The following is a 25,605-nucleotide window of genomic DNA, read 5'->3' on the forward strand; positions in this document are numbered from 1 at the left end:
CCATGCGCATTTCCGCCTGGGCCATCCGCAATCCGATTCCGGTCGTTTCGCTTTTCATCCTGCTGACGATCGCGGGAATCGTGGCGTATATCGGCCTGCCCATAAAGCAGTTTCCCAACGTCAACTTCCCTGTCGTCAGCGTGACGGTGACGCAAAATGGCGCGGCGCCCAGCGAAGTCGAGAACCAGATCACCCGGCCGATCGAAAATGCGTTGAGCAGCGTGGCGGGGGCCAAGCATATAAGCTCCACGGCCGTGCTGGGATCGTCCACGACGACGGTCGAGTTCGAACTGCACAGCGACATGCAGAAGGCGACGGACGATGTCCGTACCGCCGTGGAGCGTGCGCGCATCGATCTGCCGCCGGGGATCGACCCGCCGCTGGTGCAGCGACTGGACATCGATGCCGCGCCCATTCTGACCTATGCGGTGAGCGCGCCCGCGATGGGCAACACGGAATTGTCGCGCTTCGTCGACAAGGTGGTCACGCGCGCATTGCAGGCCCAACAAGGCGTAGCGCAGGTTCACCGCATCGGCGGCGCGGATCGGGAAATCAACATCGTGCTGGACGCGCAGCGCATGGCGGCACGGGGCGTGACGGCGCCGCAGGTGAACAACGCGCTCGCCGCGTTTCATAGCGACGATCCGGGCGGTCGTGCCGATGTGGGCGCGGTTGAACAGACGATCCGTGTTATCGGCTCATCCATAACCATCGACAGGTTGCGCGACCTGGCGATCCCGGTTCAGGGGCGTTATGTCCGCCTGGGCGACATTGCCGAGATTGGCGATGGCGCGGCCGAACAGCGAGGATTTGCGCGGTTGGACGGCAGGCCCGTGACCGCGATCCAGATCAGCAAGACGCGCGAAGCGAGCGACATCAGTGTCGAGGACCGGGCGGTGAAGGCCATAGCGCAGATTCAGGCCGAACATCCGGGCGTCACCTTCACCAAGCTGGTGTCCACGGTGGATTCGACACGGCGGACCTTTGCATCGACCCAGCATGTGCTGATCGAGGGCATTTTTCTGGCGGTGATCGTCGTCTACCTCTTCCTGCGCAACTGGCGCGCGACGATCATCGCGGCGGTGGCCATGCCGTTATCCCTGATCCCCACTTTCGTCCTGATGTCGGCCATGGGGTTCAGCCTCAACAGCATCACGCTGCTGGCGCTGACATTGGTCATCGGCATCTTGGTCGATGACGCGATCGTGGAGGTCGAGAATATCGAGAAGCGGATCGAGACCGGCGAGACGCCCTATCGCGCCGCGTTGATCGGCGCGGATGCCATCGGTCTGGCCGTGATCGCGACGACTGCGACGATCATCGCCGTGTTCGCGCCGGTATCGTTGATTCCAGGGCAGGCGGGGCAGTTTTTCCGCGAGTTCGGTTTGACCGTGGCTGTCGCCGTGCTCTTCTCCCTGGTCGTGGCGCGTTTGTTGACCCCGCTGATGGCGGCCTATTTTCTCGTGCCGCTCAAGGATCGGGTGCATCGGGAAAAGCGGCCGGTCAATCCGATTTACGGCCGCATATTGGATTGGGCCTTGGCACACCGATGGATGACCATGGCGATCGGTGGCGGGATTTTCCTTCTGTCGCTCCTGCTGGCGAGCCTTACGCCGGTGGGATTTCAGCCGGTCGGCAATCCGGGCTATCTCTACATCGCGGTGCAGGGTCCGCCCGGCGCGACGCGCGACGACATGGCGCGGGCAGTGAACGACGCCACCCGCATGCTTTCGGCAGAGCCCGCAGTGGAACGGGTCTTTGCCCAGGTGGGGTCAACGTCCGGCGGCTTCAGCGCGGGCGACGACATGCGCACGGGCACGCTGACGGTGGTGCTGAAACATGATCGCGACGTCACGACGGACGAGTTCCGGCAGATCATAAGGCCGAAATTGCGCGATATTCCTGACGTGCGCCTGTCCAATCAGGGCACGTTCGGTTCGGCTGGCGTCAACATCGTGCTGGCCGGGGAGGATGGACAGGCGTTGGAGCGCACGCAAATCGAACTGTTGCGGCAGATGCGCAACGTGCGGTCGATTTCCGACCCACGCCCGGCGCCGCCGCCCGCAGGCCCGGAGTTGATCGTGACGCCCCGGCCGGAAGAGGCGTCGCGCCTTAACGTCGATAGCCGGACGCTGGCCCAGGTGCTGCGCATCGCGACTATCGGCGACATCGACGCCAGCGTGGCGAAATATTCGGATGGCGACGAGCGCGTGCCGATCCGCGTCCGCCTGCCGGAAGGATCGCGTCAGGATCTGGAGACGATCGCAAATCTTCGCGTGCCGACTATCGATGGGCAGACGACGCCCTTATCGGCGGTTGCGGATATTCGGTTCAAGGCGGGACCCGGCAAGATCGTGCGCTATGACCGGGAGCGGCGCGTGTCGGTGGAGGCGGATCTGGTCGCCGGGCGGACATTGGGTCAGGCTTTGCAGGAAGTGAACGCATTGCCAGTCATGCGTAACCTGCCCAACGGGGTCCAGGAAGCGAAGACGGGCGATTCGGAAGCGATGTCCGAGCTGTTTGGCGGCTTCATGCTGGCGATCGTGGGGGGCATCGGGCTGACCTTTTCGGTGCTGGTGCTGCTGTTCAAGGGCTTCTTCAAGCCGGTGGTCATCCTGGCCGCGCTTCCGCTGTCGCTGCTTGGTGCCTTTGCTGCACTGACGCTGTTCGGCAAGACGCTGGATTTGCCCGCCATGATCGGCCTGCTCATGCTGCTTGGCCTATGCGCAAAGAATTCGATCCTGCTGGTGGAATTTGCGATCGAGGAGGAACGGGCGGGGACGCCGATGACCGAGGCGCTGCGCAATGCATGCCGTGAACGTGCGCGGCCGATCGTCATGACGACGGTGGCGATGGCGGCGGGCATGCTGCCGACGGCGTTGGGCATTGGCGAAGGCGCGGAATTTCGCCAGCCGATGGCGCTGGCGGTGATCGGCGGCCTCATCACGTCAACGGCGTTGTCGCTGATCTTCGTGCCGGTGATCTATGAGATCGTCGAAAGCATCGAAAGATGGATCGCGCCAAGGGCCGCGCGTCTGGTGACGCCGCGTCAGCCGGGGGATGACGATCCTTTTCCCATATGATGGAAATGTTGACAGGCGCTCGCCGGTCGCTTGACTTATCGAACATGCATGTTCAATTAGGTGCGCCTTTTAGGCACTCTCCTACACCTACCTGGGCCGGCCACAAACCGGCCCTTTCTTTTATGTGGCGGTAGGGGTGCCCAACAGAAAAAGGGCGCTTGCGCGCCCTTTTCCCTCAATAATGCCTGAGCTTTTGCCGTTAGGGCAGCTTGGCCAGATCGGCGTCGATCGCCGCCAGACGGGCGTCGGTGACATCGTCAGGCGCATATTGCTGAATCGCCTTCAGCGTCATGGCGCGGGCCATGTCGACCTGATCATTGCTGGTCATGCCGGGAATATACTTCTCGACAATCGCCTTGGCAGCGGGGTTGTCGAGCAGGACACCCAGTTCGGTGTCGGCAGAGGTGTACTTGGCGGTAGCAGCAGTTTCCGCCAGCGCCGGAGTGGCGAGCGACAGAGCAGCGGCAGCAAGAATCAAAAATCGCATGGAACAGGATCCTCCGTTTGTGATATTTCCTATATCGCACGATGTCGTGCTAAATTCAAGTCACCAGCTTTTGCGGGCCGCCATCAAAAGATCGACGGTTTTCCGGGCGGCGCCTAACAGTTCGGCTTCGACGATCGGACCGGCGCTGCTTTCCTGCAATTCCCACCCGGTGATGGCGGCTACAAGCTGTCGAGCGATCGCGGACGGGTCGCGGGCAGGAATGCCGTCGCGCACGGCGGCTTGGCTGATGTCGTCGCTGATGAGGCGCACGATGTAGAGATAGCCTGCTTCATACATGGCGCGGGCGAGTTCGGGGAAGCGTTCACGATTGGCGAGCGTCAAGAGCTGGAACGCGTGCACTTCCCGCTGAAGCAGCGACCGCGCGATGACTTGCGCGTGATGGTGGAGGCGTTCGGCAATGTCATCGGTCAGCAGATGATCCTGGCTTGCCGATATAAGCGACCATTGCTTGACGCGATCATGGATGACGGTCGTGAACAACGCTTCCTTCGAGGGATAGCGGGCGTAAAGCGTGCCCTTGGAAACGCCGGTGGCCGCAGCGATATTTTCCATCGCCACGCCGTCATAACCCTGGTCCAGGAACATGCGGGTGGCGGTGGCCAAGATGGCGCGATCGATCGCGGCGACCTGTTTCGCGTCGGGTCGGCCCCGTTTTGGGGTGAATGCTTTCTCGGTCTTTGTAGCTGGCATGACCGCATCTCTGACTCAAGCCATGGGCGGAAGCAATGGCCTTCTGAAATAAATCGAACGACACCGATCGAATATTGACGTGTGCGCTCCTGGAACGTAAGAATGTAAACTGCCGACAATCGGAAAATGTCCCCCCAGCGGAGAGGCTGCACATCATGAAGAATTCCTCATCCATCCTGTTGCTTGCTGCCGCGGGGACGATGCTGACGCCGGTCGGGGGACATGCCCGCGATACCCGGAATTCACCTGAGCGCAGAGCGGCTGAGACCCTGTCGAAAATGACGGGCGAGGAGAAGGTCCGGCTCATCCACGGCCCCATTACAGGCATGGTGAGTCCGTCAAAGCGGCCGCAGGGAATACCGGTAGGTGCGGGATATATTGAAGGAGTGGAGCGCCTTGGCGTTCCTATGCTGGTGGAAAGCGACGCAAGCCTTGGCGTGTCCAACCTGATGGAAATGCGCAAGGGCGATGTGGCGACGGCATTGCCCTCAGGGCTTTCGCTTGCGTCCACATGGGATCCGGAAATCGCCCGCGCGGGCGGTGCGATGATCGGCGCGGAGGCGCGGGCCAAGGGTTTCAACGTGATGCTGGTGGGCGGCGTCAATCTGGTGCGCGATCCGCGCGGCGGCCGCAATTTCGAATATCTGGGCGAAGACCCGATGCTGGCTGGGGAACTGGTCGGAAGTCAGATCAGTGGCGTGCAGTCCAACGACATCATCGGCACGATCAAGCATTTCGCGCTCAACAATCAGGAAACCGGTCGCAACATCGCATCGGTGAACATGGATGAGCAGGCGATGCGCGAGAGCGATCTGCTGGCTTTCCAGATCGGCATGGAACGCGGCAAGCCTGGGTCCGTGATGTGCGGCTATAACCGCATTGGCGGTACTTTCGCTTGTGAGCACCCTTTCCTGCTGAACGACGTGCTGCGGCGTGATTGGGGCTTCAAGGGTTATGTGATGTCGGACTGGGGCGCGGTGCATTCCACCGAGGCCATCATCGCCGGCCTCGACCAGCAATCAGGCGAACAGATCGACGGCAAGCGCTATTTTTCCGACCTGATGGTGGAAGCGGTCAAGGCGGGGAAGGTGCCGCAGTCGGCGGTCGACAAGGCGGCCGGACGCGTGCTCTACGCCATCTATGCCCATGGCGTGGCCGACAAGCCGCTACAGCCGGGCCAGTCGATCGATTATGACGCCAACGCCGAGGTAGCGCAGCGTGCGGCGGAACAGGGGATCGTCCTGCTGCGCAATGAGGGTGGCATCTTGCCGCTGGCCGCTTCGGCGAAGACGATCCTGGTGGTCGGAGGCAATGCCGATGTTGGCGTGCCGAGCGGCGGCGGTTCGAGCCAGGTCAATCCCGTGGGTGGACTGAAGCGCGTTTCCAAGGGCGCGGAAAGCGGCCCTGCCGCTGGCTTTGCCCGTCGCGGCTATGGGGGCACGGCTCCGCTCGATGCGCTGCGCGCCGAGTTTCCGAATGCGGCCGTCAGCTATCTGGACGGCAAGGATGTGCCAGCCGCTGTCCAGGCAGCGAAGTCGGCCGACATCGTTGTCGTTTTCGCGGAGAAGTACGCGACCGAGGCCATCGACCATAAGGACCTGTCGCTGGGCGAGGGTCAGGACGACCTGATCGACGCGGTGGCAAGCGCGAACGGAAAGACCGTCGTCGTACTGGAAACCGGCAACCCTGTCCTGATGCCCTGGCAGGCCAAGGTCCCGGCCATCCTGTCGGCATGGTATGGTGGCCAGCGTGGCGGCGCTGCCATTGCGCGGGTTCTGACCGGAAAGGTGAACCCGTCCGGTCATCTGCCCGTGACCTTCCCCGCCTCCGTCGATCAGTTGCCCAATCCAGTGCTTCCTGGCTCCGACGCGGCGCCAGCGGATAAGGAAACGCGGGCCGTCTATGGTCTTCAGGCGGGTTTGAAGCCGTTCGACATCGTCTATCCGGAAGGATCGGACGCCGGTTATCGCTGGTTCGACAAGAAGGGGCTGAAGCCGCTTTATCCTTTCGGATACGGTCTCAGTTACACCCAGTTCCGCTATGAAGGGCTGAAGGTAACGGGCGGAAAGGCGCTGTCTGTCCGCTTCACCGTGGTGAATGAGGGTCAGCGGGAGGGTGCGGACGTGCCGCAGGTCTACGTCACCCGGCCGGGCAAGGCCAAGCGGTTGATCGGATGGGCGAAGCCCAATCTCAAGCCCGGCGAAAGTAAGGAAGTCACGGTTACGGCAGACATGCGCGTGATCGCGGACTTCGATGCAAAGGCGCAGCGTTGGGTGGTGCCCGCGGGTGACGTCAAGGTAGAGGTGGGCACATCCGCCGCTGATCCGGTGCTGACCGGCACGGCGCGGCTGAACCGTATGATCCGGAGGCCCTGAGCCATGACAGCGAAGCGGTTGATGAAGACCTGCCTGCTGGCGGCAACAGCTATGCTTGCACTTGTCCAGGCTCCGGCTTTTGCAGGTCCGCTGGACGATCATTTCCAGAGCCCGCCCGTCGATGCTCGGCCCCGGCTGCGTTGGTGGTGGCCGGGCGATGCGGTGACGGATCAGGAATTGCAGCGTGAGCTGAAGCTGATGGCGGACACCGGATTTGCCGGTGCGGAGATTCAGTCGTTCACGCCCAATTTCGTGACGCTTACGCCGGACGAGAAAGCGCGTGTTGACCAATATGCCGAGCCGTCCTTCTTCGCCCATGTCCGTGCTGCGGGGGAGGCGGCGAAGGCGTTGGGTCTGACGCTGGACTATACGCTGGGTTCGTCCTGGCCGTCCGGCGGCGGCTTTGCCATCCCGCCGGAACTGGCGTTCACCGAACTCGCCATGGCCAGCACCCAGGTCAAGGGCGGCGAAGCTGGTCCGATCAAGCTCAATATACCCAAGCGCACAAAGCGGCTGGGCGCGCTCAGTATGTTCGATGCGCGCGTCAAGGACCCGAAGGTAGCAGACTGGGGCAAGAGGATGGAGGGCCGCGCGCGCACCGTCGCGGTCGTTGCGGTCAAGGGCAATGCGCCCGTGCTTCACCCTGCCGTGCCGGGCGCGATGGGCATGACATTGACGCCGTGGCGGGATGTGGTGACGGCAGGCACGCTGGACCCGGCAAGCAGCGTGCTCCTGACCAGCAAGTTGCGTGATGATGGCACGCTCGACTGGACCCCACCGCCGGGTGATTGGCAGATTTTCGTGTTCCGCCAATATGCGTCCGACGTCGGTGTATTGGGTGCGGCCGGGCAGGGGCCGCAGCTGATACTGGATCATATGAACCCGCAAGCCTTTGCGGCGCATGCGGCGCGCGTCGGTGATCCGTTGGGGAATGACCCGGTCGGAATCCGATCGACATTCGTGGACAGCCTGGAATTGATGCAGGATATTCAGTGGGGACCTGAATTGCTGCAACAGTTCAGGAAGCGGCGCGGCTATGACCTGACGCCCTATCTGCCCTTCGTTGTCCAGCCCGGTTGGATGCAGGCGTGGAGCGAGCATTGGTCGCCTCCCTATTTCGATACGGCGAACAGCGATCTAGCGGAACGGGTGCGCGCCGACTATCGCCGCACGGTTTCAGACATGATGATCGAGGGGTTCATCCAGCCTTTCGTGGCATGGAATCATGCGCATGGGCTGAAGGCCAAGTTCCAGGCGCATGGCGGCGCTTTCGATACGATCCGGGGATATGGTCTGGTCGATATACCGGAGACCGAAGATCTGCCCGGTTCAGGCGATCCTTTTTTCATGCGGATGGCCCGGTCGGGTGCGCATCTCTATGGGCGTCCAATCGTATCGGCGGAAAGTCTGGCATGGGGGAATCGCCCCTATGATGTGACGCCCGACGAAATGCGGCGGCGGGTCGATGCCTTCATGGCGGGCGGCGTCAACTCCATGATCCTGCACGGTTATAATTATCGCTTCCATGCCGACGATTGGCCCGGCTGGCACGCTTTCCAGCCAAGCCCGTTCGCTGGCGGCTTTTCCAACATGTTGAACGAGACCAATCCGATCTGGCCCGCAATGAAGCCTTTGGCGGGCTATATCGGCCGCTTGCAGGCCGTCATGCAAGCAGGTGAGGCGGTGGTTCCGGTCGCCTATTTCTATGGCCGCTACGGCTATTATGTCGGCATCGAGGATGACGGCGCGGGCAAGCAGGCAGCGGAAAAGGCGTTCCTGGCGGGAGGCTATGATTTCGACCGGATCAACCCGGATTCGATCGCTCATGCGCGGATCGAAGGGAAGCAGCTCGTTTCGCAGGGCGGCCAACGCTATCCGGTGCTGGTGTTGCCGCCGATCGACGGCATTCAGGCAGAGACAGCCGAGGCGATCGCGCGTTTTGCCAAGGCGGGACTGCCGGTGTTCTTCACCGATCGGGCGCCGAGCCGGGATGAAGGGCTGGCCCAGGCTCGCCAGCGTGATGCGAGGGTGAAGAAGGCAGTCGCCGCCGCGCTGAAATCCGGAGCTAAGATCGTTCCCGCCGCGGGCATGACCGATGCGCTGCGGGCAGCGGCGATTCCGGCCAATCTGCGCTTTTCCGGTGACGCTGCCGATCTTTACTTCGTCCAGCGGAAGATCGAGGGCCGCACGGCGACCTTTGTGTACAACAGAGGAGAGGTTGCACGGCAGGTGACGCTGACGCTGCCCGAGGTTGGGGGCGTGACGCGGTGGAATGCGATGAACGGCACGGTTGCGCCTGTGTCGGCGCGCGTCGCTGGGCAGGCGACCGACGTGCCTCTTAGCCTGGCGGCGGGGGAAAGCGCGCTCCTGATGCTCGATCCAACGACGCAGGCTGTCACCGTTCCGGCATCCGCTACCGTGGCCAGCATGACGCTGCCCATGGATGGATGGCGGCTTCAGGCGACCGGTCATGTCCAGCGCAAGCCCTATAGCCAGGATTTCGCCTCTATCAGCCTGAAGGACTGGCAGCAGGTGCCTGAACTGGCGCGCTTTGCAGGGACGGGAACCTACATGCGCACGATCAATGTAGATGCGGGCTGGCTGACCAAGGGAACAAGCGTGATGCTGGATCTGGGCGAAGTGCATGACGTCGCCACGGTGACGGTCAACGGACAAAGCCTGCCCACCCTGTTCAGCGCACCGTTTCGCGTCGATGTGACGAAGCTGGTGCGGGCAGGCAAGAATGACATCAGCGTTGTTGTCGCCAACGTACCCCAGAATGCGATGATCGATCCCAAGGATACGATTTACAAGAAGCTGAAGCCGGTTCCGGCCGGATGGCTGGGGCCAGCGAAACTGGAGGCGCAACGGTGAGAGGGCGGCGTTTCGCAGCCGCGCTCGCATCCTGCCTGCTGATCGCAGCGGCGCCGGTCGTAACTTCTCCAGAAGCGGGATTGAAGTCGGTCAATCCGGAGTTGCGGCCGGTCGCGCGCGGCATCATGCAGGCGCAGCGGAGCGGGGCGATGTACAAGCCCGCCAAGCCCGGCCCACTGCCCGCAGGGGTCGAGGAGCGGCAGGCACCCGGATCGCGCGGACATCCGCCGGTGCCGGTCTATGTCGTGAACGCTGGTGCCGAGCAGGGGGCGCCGCGCGGCGCCATCTTCTTCGTTCATGGTGGCGGTTTCATCGGCGGCGATGCGCGGGACAATCTGCCCGCGCTCAAGAGCCTGGCCGAGCGGCTGAACTGTGTGATCGTGTCGGTGCAATATCGGTTGGCGCCGGAGACGCATTTCCCCGGACCTCTGGAAGATGCCTATGCGGGTTTGAAATGGCTGCACGGCAATGCCGCCGCGCTGGGCGTCGATCCGGGACGGATTGTCGTCTTGGGTGAAAGCGCGGGTGGCGGTCTGGCTGCCATGCTGACGATTGCGGCGCGTGACAGGGGCGAGGTGCCGGTCGCGTTTCAGGCGCTTATCTACCCTATGCTGGACGACCGGACTGGCTCTTCGCGTCCGGTGCCGCCGCATATCGGCCAGCTGATCTGGACGGCGGAGTGGAACCGGAAGGGCTGGCAGGCGCTGCTTGGGCGGCGGCCTGGCGCTGCCACTCAGCCTGAAGGCGCCGTGCCTGCGCGGGTGAAGAACCTCAAAGGGCTTCCGCCGACGTTCATCGGGGTAGGGTCAATCGACCTGTTCGTGGACGAGGATGTAGAGTTTGCCCGCCGCCTGATCGATGCAGATGTCCCTACCGAATTGCTGGTGATACCAGGCGCTTTCCATGGGTTCCAGCTGATCGTGCCGCGCGCGGCCATATCCCAGCAATTCAATGCCGCGCTCGATGCAGCGTTGGCCCGCGCCCTTTCGCCGGAGAAGAAATGATGAGGATGCGCACATTGCTGGCTGCTTCACTGATGTTGGGCGCTGCGCCCGCCGCTATCGCTCAGACGGGTAGCGCTGAGGGTTGGATCAGTCATGCGGAGGCGGCGCCAGCGGTGCGGCCGATCGTCCTGCATTTCCGCCGCACGCTCAACCTGCCGGGCAAACCACGCTCTTATAAGGTCCGAGTGACAGCAGATAACCGTTTCATATTGTTTGTGAATGGTGTGCGCGTAGCGGCGGGGCCTTCGACGGGCGACATCGCCCATTGGCGCGAGGAGAGCATCGACCTTGCACCCTATATGAAACCGGGCGTCAACGTCATCGCGGCGACGGTGTGGAACGGTGTCCAGCCACTGAAGCTGCCCGCCAATGCCACGCCCGCGCAGGTTTCGGCGGCTCAGGGCAGTTCGCTATTCACCAATACCGCGCCGCTGTTCCAACAGAGCGTCGCGACCGGGTTTCGCCTGATCGGCGAAGGCGAGGCAGCGGAGCTTTCCACTGACCGGCAGGGGTGGCGGGTGAAGCGTGACCAGGGCCGTGGCTTCGCCAATGGCTGGGGGCAGGTGAAGCGATGGTATTATGTCGCGGGCAACCCCGAGAAGATCGATGCGGCGAAGGCTGATTTCGATGCCGCTGGGCCGCAGGAAAAGGGCGAGGGCTGGCAGGACGCGGTGCCCGCTCCCGATGCGGCGAAGCGGACGCTGGTGGCCGAACGGCTGCCGCAGCAATCCTATACGCCTGTGGCGGCGGGCAAGGTGGTGCGGACTGATCTGCCTGCCGCCATGGCCTTTCCCGCACGGGCGGTGACGATCCCGGCCAACAGCAAGGCGACCTTGCTTATTCAGCGCGATGCGATGGTGTCGGCCTATCCTCAGTTGGACGTGTCCGGCGGCAAGGGTGCGGCGATCAAGCTGCTGTGGACCGAGGCGCTGTACGATGCGCAGGGCCGCAAGGGCGACCGCAACCTGATCGAGGATCGCAAGCCGATCGGCATTTGGGACAGCTTCATCGCCGACGGAGAAAAGCGCAGTTTTGCCCCGCTATGGTGGCGGACATGGCGTTATGCCGAAATCACGGTCGAGACCAAGCATCAGCCGTTGGTGCTGGAGGGGCTGCGCGCGTACGAGACGGGCTATCCGTTCCAACAAGTCGGTAAGTTCCAAAGCGATGATCCTGAACTTGCACGGATTTTCGATATAGGATGGCGCACGGCGCGGATCGATGCGCATGAAACCTATATGGACACGGCCTATTGGGAACAACTGCAATATGCGGGCGACACGCGCCTTCAGATGCTGATTTCCTATGCCGTGTCGGGTGACCCTCGTCTGGCCGAGCAGGCGATCGATGCCTTTGCTGCGTCCGATGTCGACGGCGGGCTTATGGAAGGCGCCTGGCCGACGCGCGGCAATAATGTGATCGCGCCCTTCGCGCTGATGTGGGTCGGCATGCTGAATGACTGGCGATTGCGCCAGCCCGATCCCGCGCCCATCGTCCGTAACATCCCGCGCATGCGCCGTGTTCTGGACTGGTTCGAAACCTACCGCCGTCCGAGTGGCCTATTGGGTAAGAACCCGCAATGGAATTTCATCGATTGGGTCGGCCAGCCCGCGACTGACCGCACAATCTTTCCTTCCTATGGCAAGACGGATGAAAGCTGTTTGATGAGCGTCAGCTGGCTCGGCGCTCTCCAGCAGGGGGCAGCGATCGAGGCAGCCTTTGGCGACGCCAGCCAGGCGCAGCGCTATGCCGCGCGAGCCGAGACGGTGAAGGCGGCAATCCGCAACCGGTGCTGGGTTCCGGCGCGCGGTCTTTATGCCGACAATCCTGACGGTGACCGTTTCAGCCAGCATATGAACGCGCTCGCCGTCCTCTATGATGTTGCGAGCCGTGATGAGGCCGGGGCGATCATTGACCGGATAATGGTGCCGGGCAAAGGGATAGACGCACCGGAAGGGATCACGAGCGTCAGCTATTATTTCTCCTGGTATCTGGCGCAGGCGCTGGTCCACGCGGACAGGAGCGACCGTTATCTCGACATGCTCAAGACGTGGCGTGATCTGCTGACGATGCATTACACGACCTGGCCGGAAGAGCGCGATGACGCGGGGCAGGGGGGCAAGGGCCAATCGACGCGATCGGACAGCCATGCCTGGAGTGCGCACCCGAGTGCAGATCTGCTGGGTATCGTGGCCGGGATTGGGCCTGATGCGCCGGGCTATGCGCGGCTGAAGGTTGAGCCCGCGTTGGGTTCGCTCAAGAGCCTGTCCGCAACCGCTGCCACGCCTCAGGGGCCGGTCAGCGTCCGCTACCGGATTTCGGGAAGCACCTTGAATGCCGAGATCACCCGGCCGACGGGGTTGCCGGGCGATTTCCGGTGGAATGGCAAGCGCTATCCGCTTACCCGCGCCACCACCAAGTTGAAGGTGTCGGTGCGCTAGGGCCGATCGACATTCAGTTCTGGCGGCTTGCAAATGGCGGTTCTCCGCGCTTCCGGTGCTCACGTACTTTGAGTACGCTGCGTTGAAGCGAGGCGCGTGACTCGCTTCAAGGCTCACGGAAAACCACCATTTTACCTTCGGTGGCCTTCGGCTCGGCACGCCATTTCCTGAATGTCGATCGGCCCTGGGACGGGGCAGCGAACTCAGCGTTTCGGGGCTTCCTTTGCCCCGAAACCATTGAGGTCGATCCAGCGGAACAACGCTTCGGTCCAACCTTGCGTGGCCGTGCCCTTATCACCCAGGCCGAAACCATGACCGCCACGTTGATAGGCGTGGAACTCGATCGGGCGGCGAGCAGCGATCCAGCTTTCGATGAGCGCATAGCCCGCGCGTCCTGACAGCGGGTCGTCGGTCGCCATCGCCACGAAGGCGGGTGGCGCGTCGGCCGGTACGTCCACCTTTTCCATCGGCGGATATAGCATGACGGAGAAGGCGGGACGGTCGGCGAGCGGCGCGTCGATGGTCACGCGGATCGTCGTTCGCGCTCCGGCAGAAAAGCCGATCATGCCCACCTTGGCGGGATCGACATGCCATTGGGCTGCGCGCGCGCGGACGAGCTTCAGTGCCGCGATCCCATCGGCGATCGCATAAGGGGGTGTGACGATGCGCAGACCTTCGCCGGGCTTGCCGACCCATTCGGTCATTCTGCCCTGCATCATCTTGCCGAAAGCTGGCCAGTCGCGCGGGGTCGGGTCCAGCCGGTATTTGAGCACGAAAGCGGCGATGCCCTGATCGGCCAGCAGGCGAGCGACCTCCATCCCCTCATGATCCCAGGAAAGCGTCATGAAGCCGCCGCCCGGCGCAATGACCATGGCGGTGCCGGTCGCTTTTGCCGGGTCGGGGAGGACAGGCAGCAAGGTGGCTTCGCTGGTATTGCGGACGCTCATGTTGCCGGACTTGCCGAACCAGATTTCAGGGCCGTTGCCACCGGGCACGAGGCCGGTGCCAAGCGGTATCGCCTGCTGCAATTCCGATGGGGCCGACAACTGCGCATTGGCCGCCGTGGCGCCCAAGATCCATGCGATAGCCAAGCACTTCAGCTGATTTTTCATCCCACCTCTCCTTCTATCTTGTCCCGCTCAACCGGCGGCGTCGCCCCATACCTGCGCGAAGAAGGGATTGCGCGCCGCTTCCGCTTCATAGGCGGCGGTATCGAGCATGGTGACGGGGCACCAATGACCGCCCTGGAGGTATAGGCGCGGCGTCATCGTGAAGCGATGACCTACAGCGGACTGCCATTCCACGGGTACGTCCGGGCCATCGAACGAGTTGCCGAGATATTTGCCGCCGCGATATTCCGCCGCTGCCTTCAAATCATCGATCCGCCAATCTTCCGGCGAACGGCTTTCATCATAGCCATGATCGAGCAAGGTCGGTTCCCGCGAAGGCTGGGCGAAGCGGAAGTCGTCCCAATTGCGGGGAATGGCTTCCCATGCCGTGCGTGATCCGAAATAAGCGCGGATCTTGGCTTCATTATTGGTGGCGAACCAGTTGAGGCTGCCGTCCGGCCCGTTGGCCAGCTTTTCGATCTGTTTTGAAACGACGCCCGGCATCAGCTTGGGCACAATGCGGGCGATCCACGGCATATGCCGTGGGGCTTCGCGGAAATACTCATCGAGCGATTGTTCACGGAAGGGCACCAAGGCTTCGAGCCGGTCGGAGTCAGCATACCATTGGCCGTGGAAATTGCGGGTGGCAAACCAGTGCGGTTTCAGCACCTTGCGGTAATTGGGCATGGATTTCTCCATGAACTCATGATTCACCACGCGCGATGACGCGCCACCGCCAAGATTGTAGAAATTGCGCCAAAATGCATCCGGCACATTGTCGCCGCATAGTGCCGCCATCAAGCGGCCGCTGTCATTGGCGGTAGACCATTCGAACACGCCATTGAGCGGATTGTGGAACATGATCGGATCGAAAATCTTCCACATTTCGAAATGCGCCATCCCGCTTTGGCGCACCGATGCCCAATGGGTGATGCCGCTCTGTGCGACGATCGCTTCCGCCTGTGTCTTTGTAACGGCATAATGATCATAGGCGCTGATCTTGATTGGATCGCCCGTCCGTCCCCAATGCACAGGTGCATTGCGGCTGCCGGTTTCGGCGATGGTGCCGATATAGATGAGCCGCGTCTGCTTGGGATCGCCCACTGCGTGGATCGCATCGACGATATTCTGCGCGCCGCCGACGTTGACACGGGTCACAAGCTCGGCCGGAAGGCGGTCCGCCAGTGGCGACACCAGAGCGCCGACATGGAGCACGACATCGGCGCCCTCGACCCCCTTACGGATCGACATAGGGTCGGTGAGGTCGCCCCATATCACCTCAGCCAAGCCACGGCGCTGAACGTCCTTGACGACGGGGTGGGACTTTTCCTCTGGCCTTACCAATATTCGCAGGCGCAGCGTGTCCGCCTTTTCCGCAATGCGCTTCACCGTTTCGCGGCCCATATTGCCGGTGGCCCCGGTCAGGAAAATTGTCTTGCGGCTGTCAGTCATACGGCTCCCTCGAACAAGACCGCTGTAATCGCACTTTGCCGTACCAATAACAAGGATGTAGTTGATATGCTCTTCCTGACGGGGACAGGTTAACAGCCATCGTGTCAACGAAGAAAGCTATAAGATGAAAATCGGTTCATCTGTATGCGTATGCATAGGTCAGATTTTAGACGTAAATTAGGGAAATGGCCTAACCTCACTGTTGCCCATAAAGCACGGGTTCGTGCGAAAATTTACAAAACATGACTCACCGGATTGCGGGGTGGCCGCACGACCGTTAGCGGCCCTCAACATCGTTGGGACCAAGTCCCTGCTAATCAAGGAAAGGACGTCATGAAGAAGGTGAATGGAATCTCTGCGTTGTTGTGCGGCGCAGCGCTGATCGTCCCCGTCGCTGCCTGGGCGCAGGATGTCGCCAGCGGCGAAGCGGATGGAACGGCTGAAATCGTCGTCACTGCGACGCGCGAATCAAGATCGCTCCAGTCGGTGCCAATGGCCGTCAACGTCGCGACCGGCGAACAGCTCCAGAAGTTCAACATTTTCGACGCGAAGGACGTGCAGCAGCTTGCACCTGGTCTTGAACTGACCAACACCTCGGGCCGCAACAACACAACCACCCTGCGTGGCGTGACCTTCGATCCCGATCAGGGCACCAGCCCGGCGGTTCAGGTCTATTACAACGAAATCCCGACCGACGCGCAGACCGTCTATACCGCTCTTTATGACATTCAGCAGATCGAAGTGCTGCGTGGTCCGCAGGGCTTGCTGCGCGGTCTGTCTTCGCCGGCTGGTTCCATCACCATCGCGACCCGCCGCCCGAACTTCGACGAAATCGAGGGCTACGCGCAGGCGACCGCTACCTCGCGCGATGGCTACAACGTGCAGGCTGGCGTTTCCCTGCCTTTCAACGACACGCTTGCGATCCGCGTCGCTGGCCTGGTCGATGGCAACCGCCTGAACAACGTCCGCAACATCACGACGGGCGAGCGCTCACGCAGCCGCACCGAAAGCGCGCGCGTAACGCTGGGCTGGCGGCCGAGCAGCGACTTCACTGCCTACCTGAGCTACCAGTATCTGTTTGCGGACAACAGCCAGTTTCAGCAGGTTGTCGGTGCTGGCAATGTGCCGGACGGCTTTAACCCGTCGGGGCCGGCTCTTTCTGAGGCGGATTACGCTGCGGTGTCGGACGGCCGGTTCCGCAACCAGAATGAGAGCCACATCGTCAATCTGGCCTTCGATTATGATCTTGGTCCGGCCACCTTGTCCTTCGCAGGCGCTCACCAGTACAGCAGGCTGAAGGCGGAACGCGATCTCGACACGGGCAACGCGATCCCCGATTATGTGCAAACGTCTACCATTGACACGCCCTATAAGGTGGACTCGGCGGAACTGCGCCTGGCGTCCAACAACAAGGAAGGTTTCGGCTGGGGTGTAGGTGCGTTCTACACGAAGCAGACTGGCACCGTTGTGACCAATCAGCTAGCAGACCAGTTCTTTACTCCGCTTCCTGTCGCGTTTGGCGTGTATCTGCCGATCGATACAGAGGTGTTCACTCCGGTGAATGCGCAGACATGGTCGTTCAACGGCAATTTGCGTTACCGTTCCAACGGCTTCTCGATCGAAGGCGGTTTGCGCTATTCCATTATCAAGAATGTGCAAACGACGGACATCTTCCTGACTTCTCCGGGTTATGCCGGTTTCGGCATACCTGCTTTTGAACGATTTGAGGAAGGCGTTCCTGCTGATCTGCAGCGGTTTACGAACAAGCCTCTGACAGGCGGCCTGACGGTTTCCTATGAGTTCAATCCGCGCCTCAACGTGTATCTGGCCTATGGCCACTCCTATCGGGCCGGTAGCACGGGGGTCGCTGTTCCCGCGGGGGTGAGCCGGGACCTGATCCGTACACAACCCGAAAAGACCGATTCTTTCGAAGCCGGTCTGAAGGGCAAGCTGTTCGACAATCGGGTGAATTTCACAGTATCGGCGTTTTACCAGACGCTTGAAAATTATCTGAGCCGGTTCACGGGCATCCAGTATAACTGCCCTGAATTGAACGGGGCCTGCAGTGTCAATGGAACGGCGATCGCCCCTGGAGAACCGACCAACGGCGGCTTCGACTTCAATTATAATGGCGATGCCAAGATCAAGGGCGTGGAAGCTTCCATCGATGGTCGCATCAACGATAATTGGAACTTGGGCATTAGCGCATCCTATGTTCGTGCGCGTTTCGAAGATGCTCGCGTACCTTGCAATGACTACGCAGGTACGGGCGTTCCCAACCAGGACGCTCCTTCACCCGTCATCACTGGCCCGGGCAATGTCAGCTATTGCGTGACCAACGGTCGCCTGTCCCAAACGCCGGACTTCACCCTCACCGCGAATACGGAAATCCGTTTCCCGATGGGTGAATTCACCCCGTTCGTGCGGGCGCTCGTCAACTATCGTCCGGGCTTCTATGCCGACCAGGTCGATTATGACTACCGTTCGCGCACCCTGCTGAACGTTTTTGCGGGCTTCCGCACGGAAGACGATCGGTTCGAGCTGACCGCTTTCGCGAAGAATTTGCTGAACCAGAAGCGGATCACCAACATCAGCCTGGGCACCGCCCAGATCAACACGGCTGCTGGTATCCCCTATGAGTCCGGTTATCGCATCGTGAACGTGACCAATCCGCGCGAATTCGGCCTGACCGGAATGTTCCGGTTCTAATCTTGATCCTGTCGTTCGTTTAGGATCACAGAGGGCCAGTGGAGACTATCCACTGGCCCTTTTCTTGTATCTTTCGTGGAGTAGGATGAATGACCTCGCATTTTGGTTTTACAAAGCTTGTGGTGCAAGACCTGGAGGGCACCGCCGCCTTCTACAAGGATGTCGCGGGCCTGGTTGAAATGGCGCGGATTCAGGATACGGTCGGCGATCGGCAGATCGATGAAATCCTGTTCAATGCTACGGGCGAAGGCGGCGCTACCTTCGTTTTGTTCAAGTTTCTCGATCGGGATGCCCCTGCACAGGATGAGGTAATTCTGGGATTCCAGACGAGCGACCTTGAGGCATTTGTCGGGCGGGTTCAAAAGGCTGGCGGCAACGTTGTGCAGCCGATTGAAGTCAGGGAAGCTCATGGTGTGAAGGTTGCCTTCGTGACCGATCCCGAGGGGCATCTGATCGAGGTTGTGGAATTGCTGGCCAAGTAAAAGAAAAGGCGGCGCGGGACATGGCCGCGCCGTCAGCCCATAAGCTATCCGCCCGTTCCATGGGGTCCCTACGTCGCGGAGGCGGGGTGCCGGACGCTGCATGGAGCAGATCAGGAACCGCCGAAGGGCACCCTTAATGATCCAACGCTGGTCGCGCGGATCGCCCCCGTTTTAAAGGCAGCCTTTGAGCAGGGCGTGGCTTCCATGTCTGCCAGTGCGTCCGGCTATCCCCAGCGGGACGACGGCTCTTGTCATGTCGGTCCTGGCGATCAACGGGGTGGACGCTCGTTAAGATTGTGCGGGCGAGGTGGCGACAGGGAGCTTGAAGAGCGGCGTGTCATGGCCCAATTAAGGGGCTTCCCTAGCCCGTTTGGGCTGCCCCAGCCAAGAGTAGCCATGACTTCGCTTAACCCCCTCCTCGCCGATACCGATCTGCCCGATTTCGCCGCCATCGAGGCAGCACATGTGGTTCCCGCCATAGAGGAAGCGATTGACCAGCACCGCGCGGCGATCGAGCAGATTACGGCTGGGCAAGCCGATGACTTCGGCAGCGTCATATTGGCGGCGGAGCGGGCGGACTTTCTCCTGTCGCGCACATGGTCGCCCATCGGTCATCTTGCAGGGGTAGCCGACACCCCGGAATTGCGGGAAGCACACGCTTCGGCACAGGCCTTGATGACGGCTTATCTGATGGAGGCGGGGCAGAACCGGGCGCATCATGATGCGGTCGCGCGCGTGGCCGACCGGCCCGATTTTGCCGATTTGCGTCCTGCGCAGAAGCGGGCCGTCGAATTGGCGCTGCGTGCCTTCCGTCTGGCGGGTGTAGCTTTGGAGGGGGAGGCCCGCCAGCGCTTCCTCGACATTGGCGTGGCGCTGAGCGACCTTAGCACTCGCTTCGGCAACGCCGTGCTGGACGCGACGGAGGCGTGGAGCGAGCATGTGACCGACGAGGCGGCGCTGGCCGGGGTGCCGGAAAGCGACAAGGCCATTCTTGCCGCCTATGCGCAGGAAAAGGGACTGCCGGGCTGGCTCATCACCTTGCGCCAGCCAAGTGTGCTGGCGATCCTGCTTCACGCCGACGATCGGGCGCTGCGGGAGCGGGTTTATCGCGCCCACAATACGCGCGCGTCCGATCAGTCGGATGACCGCAGCCATGATAATAGCGAGCGGATCGACCAGATCATGGCGCTGCGGCATGAAGCAGCGCAGATATTGGGCTTCAACGATTCCGCCGCGCACTCGCTTGAAACCAAGATGGCGGCGGATGCAGACGAGGCGCTGGTCTTTCTGGCTGACCTCGCCAAGCGCGCTCGGCCGGTCGGCGAGAAGGAACTGGAGGAGGCGCGAGCCTTTGCCGCTGAGCATTTTGGTTTGAACGAACTTTATCCGTGGGACCTGTCCTACGTCGCCGAAGCGATGCGGCGGACGTTGCATGGGGTCGATCAGGAAGCGCTGAAAGCCTATTTCCCCTTGCCGCGTGTGCTGGCGGGTACGCAGAAGCTGATCGAGCGGCTTTTCGATGTGCGCCTGATCGAACGGGAAGCTGTTTCCACCTGGCATCCCGATGTCCTGTTCTATGACGTGCTGGATGCGAGCGGCGAGATTGTGGCGGGGGTCTATCTCGACCTGTTCGCGCGGGCTGGTAAGCGCGGCGGGGCGTGGATGGATGTGTGCCGGGCGCGGTTCCGGGATGCCGATGCCTTTCACCGGCCGATTGCCTATCTGACCACCAACTTCGCACCGCCTGCGGGCGATCGTCCCTCGTTGGTGACGCATAATGATGTGGTGACGCTGTTCCATGAATTTGGCCATGTGCTGCACCATCTGCTGACGGAGGTCGATCTGCCGTCGGTCGGCGGCATTTCCGGCGTCGAATGGGATGCGGTCGAGTTGCCCAGCCAGTTCATGGAGAATTTCGCCTGGGAAAAGGACACGCTGATCGGCCTGTCCGGGCATGTGGATACGGGCGAGCCGTTGCCTGAGCCTCTATTTGACCGGCTGCTTGCTGCGCGGCAGTTTCAGGCGGGGCTGGCATTGTTGCGTCAGATCGAGTTTGCGACCTTCGACCTCCTGCTTCATCGCGACTATGATCCGGCGCAGGGCGCGCGGGTGTTGCAGACGCTGGAACAGGTGCGGGCGGCGGTGGCTGTTGTTCATCCGCCCGAATGGAACCGCTTTGCCCATGCGTTCAGCCATATTTTTGCGGGCGGATATGCGGCGGGCTATTATTCCTACCTTTGGGCCGAACTTCTGTCGGCCGACGCTTTCGAGATATTCTCTCATGCCGATCTGCCGGGGGGAGGCGCCACCGCCTTCCGCCGCGAGATATTGGCGGCGGGCGCCAGCCGTTCCGCAGCCGAGAATTTTCGGGCTTTCGCCGGACGCGCGCCAGAAGTCGATGCCTTGCTTCGATCACGCGGGCTGGCGGCCTAAACAGAAGGCCATTACAGCATGGACGGACCCCTTGTGATCAGTTGCCCGGCCTGCGCTACGCTGAACCGTGTGCCGAAGGAACGGTTGGGCGAGGGGCGTTGCGGGCGGTGCAAGCAGGCATTGTTCCAGGGTCGGCCGGTGACGCTGACCAGCGCCAATTTTTCGCAGCATGCGGTGAGCAGCGACGTCCCGCTCATCATCGATTTCTGGGCGAGCTGGTGCGGTCCCTGCCGCCAGATGGCGCCAGCCTTCGAAGCCGCCGCCGCGCAGCTGGAACCACATGCCCGGCTGGGGAAGATTGATACGGAAGCGGAAGCCGATCTCGCCGCCCGCTATGCGATACGCAGCATTCCTTCGCTGGTGATCGTCCACAAGGGACGGGAAATTGCGCGCAATGCGGGCGCCATGCCGATGGCCGCGATCGTCAGTTGGGCGCGGCAGCATCTGCCTGCGTGATCAGGCGGGCTCCTTGACACGCTGGACGATGCTGTTGGCGAGTTTCGGCGCAACCTCTGCGAGATGATCGAAATGCGCTTCGAAATGAGCCATGCCCTGGCTCATCGAACGGATTTCCGCTTCCAGCCCTTGCAGCCCCGCCTCCGGTAGCAGGACTTCAATCACATCCCAGGCCGACCAACCTTCGCGGCTCGTCATCCGCAGCATTTGGCCACGGCGGGAGGCGATGGCGGAGGTGATGCGGGATGAGGCGGTGCCGGGCGTCATGATCGTCACATGCGCGACCGGCTCCAACAGATAGGGGGACGCGGCGGCCAGTGCGTCGCTCATCGCAATCCGTCCGGCGGTGCGGAAAGCGAGTTCGGAGCTATCGACGCTGTGAAAGGAGCCGTCGACCAAAGTCGCCGCAACATCGACGACGGGAAAGCCGAGCGGACCTTTTGCCTGGGCGTCATGCACGCCTTTTTCAACCGCCGGAATCCACTGCTTGGGTATCGCGCCGCCCGTGATCCGTTCCTCGAAACGAAGGCCCTCTCCCCGTTCCAGAGGGCGCACTTCCAGCACGACATCGCCGAACTGACCATGGCCGCCGGATTGTTTTTTGTGCCGCCCGCGTTGCGTGACCGCCTTTCGGATCGATTCCCTGTAGGCGATCGTCGGCGGCTGTACCGATACGGTCACGCCATAGCGGCGCTTCAGGCGGGCCAGCGCAACGTTCAGATGCTCGTCACTCACGCCGTGCAGCAAGGTCTCTCGTGAAGCTTCGTCCTGGCTCCAGTGGAGCGCGTGATCTTCCTCCGCCAGTCGATTGAGAGCGGTGGACAGGCGCACCTCGTCTTTATGATCCTTCGCGGCGATCGCTACCGCGCAATTGGTTGCCGGTCGGTCAGCGAGCAGCCCGGTGCCGCCGGGTTTGGCCGCGATGCCGATCAGGTCACCTGCCTTTACCGTGTCGATCTTGGCGATGCCGACGATCGCGCCCGGTTCGGCGGAGGGAATCTTGGTGGTGGCAAGACCCTGAAGCGCAAATATCCCGCCCGCGCGCAGGGATTGTCCGCCATTATCCTGAAGGTCGGCGCCGTCCTGCAAATTGCCGCCGAACAGCCGCGCGATCGCTAGGCGGCCTACTGTCGCCGCATGAGAAATCTTCAGCACCTGTGCCGCTGCTCCGGTGATGCCTAGCCGCTCCGCCGTCTTCGCGGGGTCAGGTGTGTCGTGCCGCAGCATCTTGAGCAGACGCCGGATACCAAAGCCATTGGCGGCGGAGCCGAACAGCACCGGCACGATGAGGCCACTCGCGGTTTCCTGTGCGAGATCGGCGAAGATGGTTTGAAGGCTTGGCTGTTCGTCCGACAGGAGCTGTTCAAGCAAGACGTCGTCATGATCGGCCAGTTGTTCCAGCATATGGAAGCGCGCCTGGCTCTCATCAGCCTTCAACTCTTCGGCGAGCGCGATTTGCTGCGATTGCTTGCCCATTTCATAATGATAGGCACGTTCCAGCGCGAGATCGACGAAGCCGTCGACCCGATCGCCCGACCGGATCGGAATCTGCCGGGCGACAAGCGCGGCGGCGCTCATCGGGGCGAGGGCCGTAAGCAGATTCTGGATGCTGCCACGCGCCTGCTCGATCTTGTTGACGAACAGGGCGTGCGGAACGCCTGCGCGTTCGAGCTTGCGCAGCGTGGGTTCTGCCAGAGGGGCGCGGGCCGGGTCGGGATCGATCACGACGATGGCGAGGTCGACCGCATTGAGAGCGATGGCCGCGTCATCGGCAAAGCTGGGCGAGCCCGGAATATCGACGAGGGAGAAATGATCTCCCATCCATTCGAACTGCATGAGGTTGAGTTCGGTGGAGCTTCCCCGCTCTCGCGCTTCCGGACTTGCATCGCCGACGCTGGTGCCAGCTTCGACCGATCCCTGTCGCGAAACAGCCCCGCTGATGTGCATGATAGCTTCCGCGAGGCTGGTTTTACCCGCTCCGGCGGGGCCGATCAGCGCAATGGAGCGCGATTGCGTGCCGCTCATCCTTGCTCTCCTCATCCCGTCTTTCGTGGCGAAGACGGTTCTTCTGACGGAGCGATGTTCTGCCTATCGCGGGGGGAACGCAAGGGGGCTTCGACCGGATCGCGCCACCGCCCGGCTAAGCGCACATGCAGTTGCGAGATGTGCATTGCGATCATTCATAATAGTCGTCCTTATCTGCCGGAACTGGTTCAACCGCCGTTCGATTAATTAAAGCGCGGAGAAAGGTGAGCTGATGCCCAAGGATGAAGAGCGGCGGCAGCGGCGAAATGCCAAGCGATGGCTGTGGGCGATCGTTGCTGCGGGTCTGGCTCTGGCCGCGCTGATAGCTTATACCAGCCTGCGTGCACCCGATCCGGCATCGCGAAGGTCAGATGTGGCGGTCCCGGCCTCTGCAACCGCAGCACCAGTTGGGGACGACACCCGGAACGAATCGCCGCATCGGTAATTGCAATCTTTGCGATCCCTGCACGAGGGACCGATCTTCCTCATTTTCAGGAGTTTGATCGATGTCGCTAACCGGACTTACTGCCATCATCATCCTGATCGCTGCGGCCCTGCTCGGCCTGGTGCTTTATGCGCGTAATCGGGGGAGGTTGAGTAGCGGAGCCGCGTTAATCGCGGCCCTCGTCATCATCGCTGCGGCTTCCGTCACGATGATGTATCCGTCTTTCCTGACCGCGACGCACGCGGATCGGCCGGTGCCTTGAGCCGCATGATTGTTCCCGATCAAGCGCCGGATTCACGAAGCGTTGCACTTCACTATGATGAGCTTGACCTCGCCTATCGTCGCATCTGGGGCGATCATGTTCACCACGGATATTGGCGCACCGGGACCGAAACGCCTGAGCGGGCCGCTGCCGAGTTGGTGGCTGCGGTGGAGCAAAGGCTTGGCATAGAGGCTGGGCACCGTATTTGCGACATTGGTTGCGGATATGGGGCGGCAGCGGCCGATATCCTGACACGCCATGATGTGTCGATCGTCGGCCTGACGCTATCGGCGGCCCAGCACGCAATTGCGCAAGAGCGTTCGCCACGCTTTACCTGTCTGGTGCGGGATTGGTTGGACAACGGCCTGGAAACGGCGTCGTTCGACCGCGCTTATGCGATCGAAAGTTCCGAGCATATGACGGATAAGCCGCGCTTCTTCACCGAGGCAAGACGCATATTGCGGCCGGGCGGCCGTCTGGTCGTGTGCGCCTGGCTGGAGGGGGAGGGGGCGTCCGCTTGGGAGGTGCGGCATTTGCTCCTGCCGATATGCAAGGAGGGCAGGTTGCCCAGCATGGGAAGCCGGGAAGATTATCTGACATTGGCCTCTGACGCTGGATTTCGCCTGGTGGATTATCGGGACATCAGCCGGGAGGTGCGCCGGACTTGGTCGATATGCCTTGGTCGTTTGGCGAAGAGCGTGTTGAGCGACCGGGACATCCGTCGGCTTGCGATTGGCCGCGCCACGATGAGCCGCGATTTCGTATTGAGCCTTCCGCGCCTCATCCTTGCGCTACGCACAGGGGCGATGCGGTATGGGATATTCCAGTGGGAAGCGGTCTAGCCGCCGTGGGTCCAGCGTCGCGATTCACAGATGAATAGCACGCAGCCGGTGAGCTTCAGCGATCCGTCAGGGTTGCGCGCCAGTGACGAGCGATAGCTCTTGCCGCTTTTCGGATCATAGGCCCGCCCGCCCGTCCATGTGGAACCGGATCGGTTGAAATCCCAGAGGGTAAGAAGGCCCGCCAGAGGCCGCGCGCGAAGGCGAGGGTTCGGGTTGTGCACGTCTGTCTTGGGGACATCGGCACCCGTATCGAGCACTCGCACGATACGACCGCACAGTTTCGCGCCGCACGGCTCGATCCTGACAAGGCCCTTGCCATCGTCCGTCACCCATAGACCGGCTACGTCGGTTGCAGGAACCGCAGCCGAAGAGGCGAGCAAGAGGAGGGAAGCCGCCAGCATTGTCATACTCCTAT

Annotated in this window: 17 protein-coding genes; 11 read left to right on the plus strand and 6 right to left on the minus strand. The window is 61.8% G+C overall.

Annotation, left to right across the window (positions count from 1 at the left end):
* Nucleotides 1-2: 2 nt before the first annotated feature.
* Nucleotides 3-3,083 carry an efflux RND transporter permease subunit gene (locus ACZ51H_RS16625; protein ID WP_464803137.1) on the plus strand — a complete coding sequence of 1,027 codons (3,081 nt, stop codon included), beginning with the start codon at nt 3-5 and terminating at the stop codon, nt 3,081-3,083.
* Between the two features lie 199 nt (nt 3,084-3,282).
* On the opposite strand, the gene ACZ51H_RS16630 is transcribed toward ACZ51H_RS16625, so the two are convergent.
* A complete protein-coding gene (locus tag ACZ51H_RS16630) occupies nt 3,283-3,570 on the minus strand; it encodes a hypothetical protein (protein WP_449469050.1) in 288 nt (95 codons plus the stop codon).
* A gap of 60 nt (nt 3,571-3,630) precedes the next feature.
* On the minus strand, nt 3,631-4,281 hold the full coding sequence (locus tag ACZ51H_RS16635; protein WP_460988978.1) for a TetR/AcrR family transcriptional regulator: 651 nt from the start codon (nt 4,279-4,281) through the stop codon (nt 3,631-3,633).
* Nucleotides 4,282-4,436: 155 nt separating this feature from the next.
* Here ACZ51H_RS16635 and ACZ51H_RS16640 point away from each other — a divergent pair, with 155 nt between their 5' ends.
* The 4 genes from ACZ51H_RS16640 to ACZ51H_RS16655 are packed head-to-tail and all read left to right on the plus strand — an operon-like array spanning nt 4,437 to nt 12,975.
* Complete coding sequence (locus ACZ51H_RS16640) at nt 4,437-6,656, plus strand: glycoside hydrolase family 3 C-terminal domain-containing protein (RefSeq protein WP_464803138.1); 2,220 nt, start codon at nt 4,437-4,439, stop codon at nt 6,654-6,656.
* Between the two features lie 3 nt (nt 6,657-6,659).
* A complete protein-coding gene (locus ACZ51H_RS16645) occupies nt 6,660-9,530 on the plus strand; it encodes a glycosyl hydrolase (protein ID WP_464803139.1) in 2,871 nt (956 codons plus the stop codon).
* Entirely contained in the window at nt 9,527-10,534 is a 1,008-nt protein-coding gene (locus ACZ51H_RS16650; RefSeq protein ID WP_464803140.1) for an alpha/beta hydrolase, read from the plus strand. The genes ACZ51H_RS16645 and ACZ51H_RS16650 overlap by 4 nt, the downstream gene beginning before the upstream one ends.
* The gene (locus ACZ51H_RS16655; protein WP_464803141.1) at nt 10,531-12,975 is read left to right on the plus strand and encodes an alpha-L-rhamnosidase-related protein; all 2,445 of its coding nucleotides are present in this window, start codon (nt 10,531-10,533) and stop codon (nt 12,973-12,975) included. The genes ACZ51H_RS16650 and ACZ51H_RS16655 overlap by 4 nt, the downstream gene beginning before the upstream one ends.
* 203 nt (nt 12,976-13,178) lie before the next feature.
* Here ACZ51H_RS16655 and ACZ51H_RS16660 read toward each other — a convergent pair whose 3' ends face one another.
* Together ACZ51H_RS16660 and ACZ51H_RS16665 are read right to left on the minus strand one after the other, a co-directional pair.
* Nucleotides 13,179-14,087 carry an alpha/beta hydrolase gene (locus tag ACZ51H_RS16660; RefSeq protein WP_464803142.1) on the minus strand — a complete coding sequence of 303 codons (909 nt, stop codon included), beginning with the start codon at nt 14,085-14,087 and terminating at the stop codon, nt 13,179-13,181.
* 27 nt (nt 14,088-14,114) lie between these two features.
* Nucleotides 14,115-15,536, minus strand: a complete 1,422-nt coding sequence (locus ACZ51H_RS16665) for an NAD-dependent epimerase/dehydratase family protein (protein WP_464803143.1) — start codon at nt 15,534-15,536, stop codon at nt 14,115-14,117.
* Between the two features lie 333 nt (nt 15,537-15,869).
* Here ACZ51H_RS16665 and ACZ51H_RS16670 point away from each other — a divergent pair, with 333 nt between their 5' ends.
* From ACZ51H_RS16670 to trxC, 4 genes are all read left to right on the plus strand, one after another.
* Nucleotides 15,870-18,245: a TonB-dependent receptor gene (locus ACZ51H_RS16670; RefSeq protein WP_464803144.1), complete on the plus strand. Its 2,376-nt coding sequence runs from the start codon at nt 15,870-15,872 to the stop codon at nt 18,243-18,245.
* 89 nt (nt 18,246-18,334) lie between these two features.
* Entirely contained in the window at nt 18,335-18,727 is a 393-nt protein-coding gene (locus ACZ51H_RS16675) for a VOC family protein (RefSeq protein WP_464803145.1), read from the plus strand.
* A 396-nt stretch (nt 18,728-19,123) separates the two neighbouring features.
* Nucleotides 19,124-21,160 (plus strand): M3 family metallopeptidase, encoded by a 2,037-nt coding sequence (locus tag ACZ51H_RS16680; protein ID WP_464803146.1) that lies wholly within the window; start codon nt 19,124-19,126, stop codon nt 21,158-21,160.
* A gap of 18 nt (nt 21,161-21,178) precedes the next feature.
* Nucleotides 21,179-21,616, plus strand: coding sequence for a thioredoxin TrxC (gene trxC / locus ACZ51H_RS16685; protein WP_464803147.1), 438 nt, complete (start codon nt 21,179-21,181; stop codon nt 21,614-21,616).
* Here trxC and ACZ51H_RS16690 read toward each other — a convergent pair whose 3' ends face one another.
* Nucleotides 21,617-23,641, minus strand: a complete 2,025-nt coding sequence (locus ACZ51H_RS16690) for an elongation factor G (protein WP_464803148.1) — start codon at nt 23,639-23,641, stop codon at nt 21,617-21,619. It abuts the gene before it with no gap.
* A gap of 506 nt (nt 23,642-24,147) precedes the next feature.
* Here ACZ51H_RS16690 and ACZ51H_RS16695 point away from each other — a divergent pair.
* A complete protein-coding gene (locus ACZ51H_RS16695; RefSeq protein WP_460988990.1) occupies nt 24,148-24,348 on the plus strand; it encodes a hypothetical protein in 201 nt (66 codons plus the stop codon).
* Nucleotides 24,349-24,353: 5 nt separating this feature from the next.
* Nucleotides 24,354-25,190 (plus strand): SAM-dependent methyltransferase, encoded by an 837-nt coding sequence (locus ACZ51H_RS16700; RefSeq protein ID WP_460989125.1) that lies wholly within the window; start codon nt 24,354-24,356, stop codon nt 25,188-25,190.
* Here the strand turns inward: ACZ51H_RS16700 and ACZ51H_RS16705 are convergent.
* Nucleotides 25,187-25,591, minus strand: coding sequence for a DUF2147 domain-containing protein (locus ACZ51H_RS16705; protein ID WP_460988991.1), 405 nt, complete (start codon nt 25,589-25,591; stop codon nt 25,187-25,189). The genes ACZ51H_RS16700 and ACZ51H_RS16705 overlap by 4 nt on opposite strands.
* Nucleotides 25,592-25,605: the final 14 nt, after the last annotated feature.

This window comes from Sphingobium sp. TomMM15, assembly GCF_055397045.1.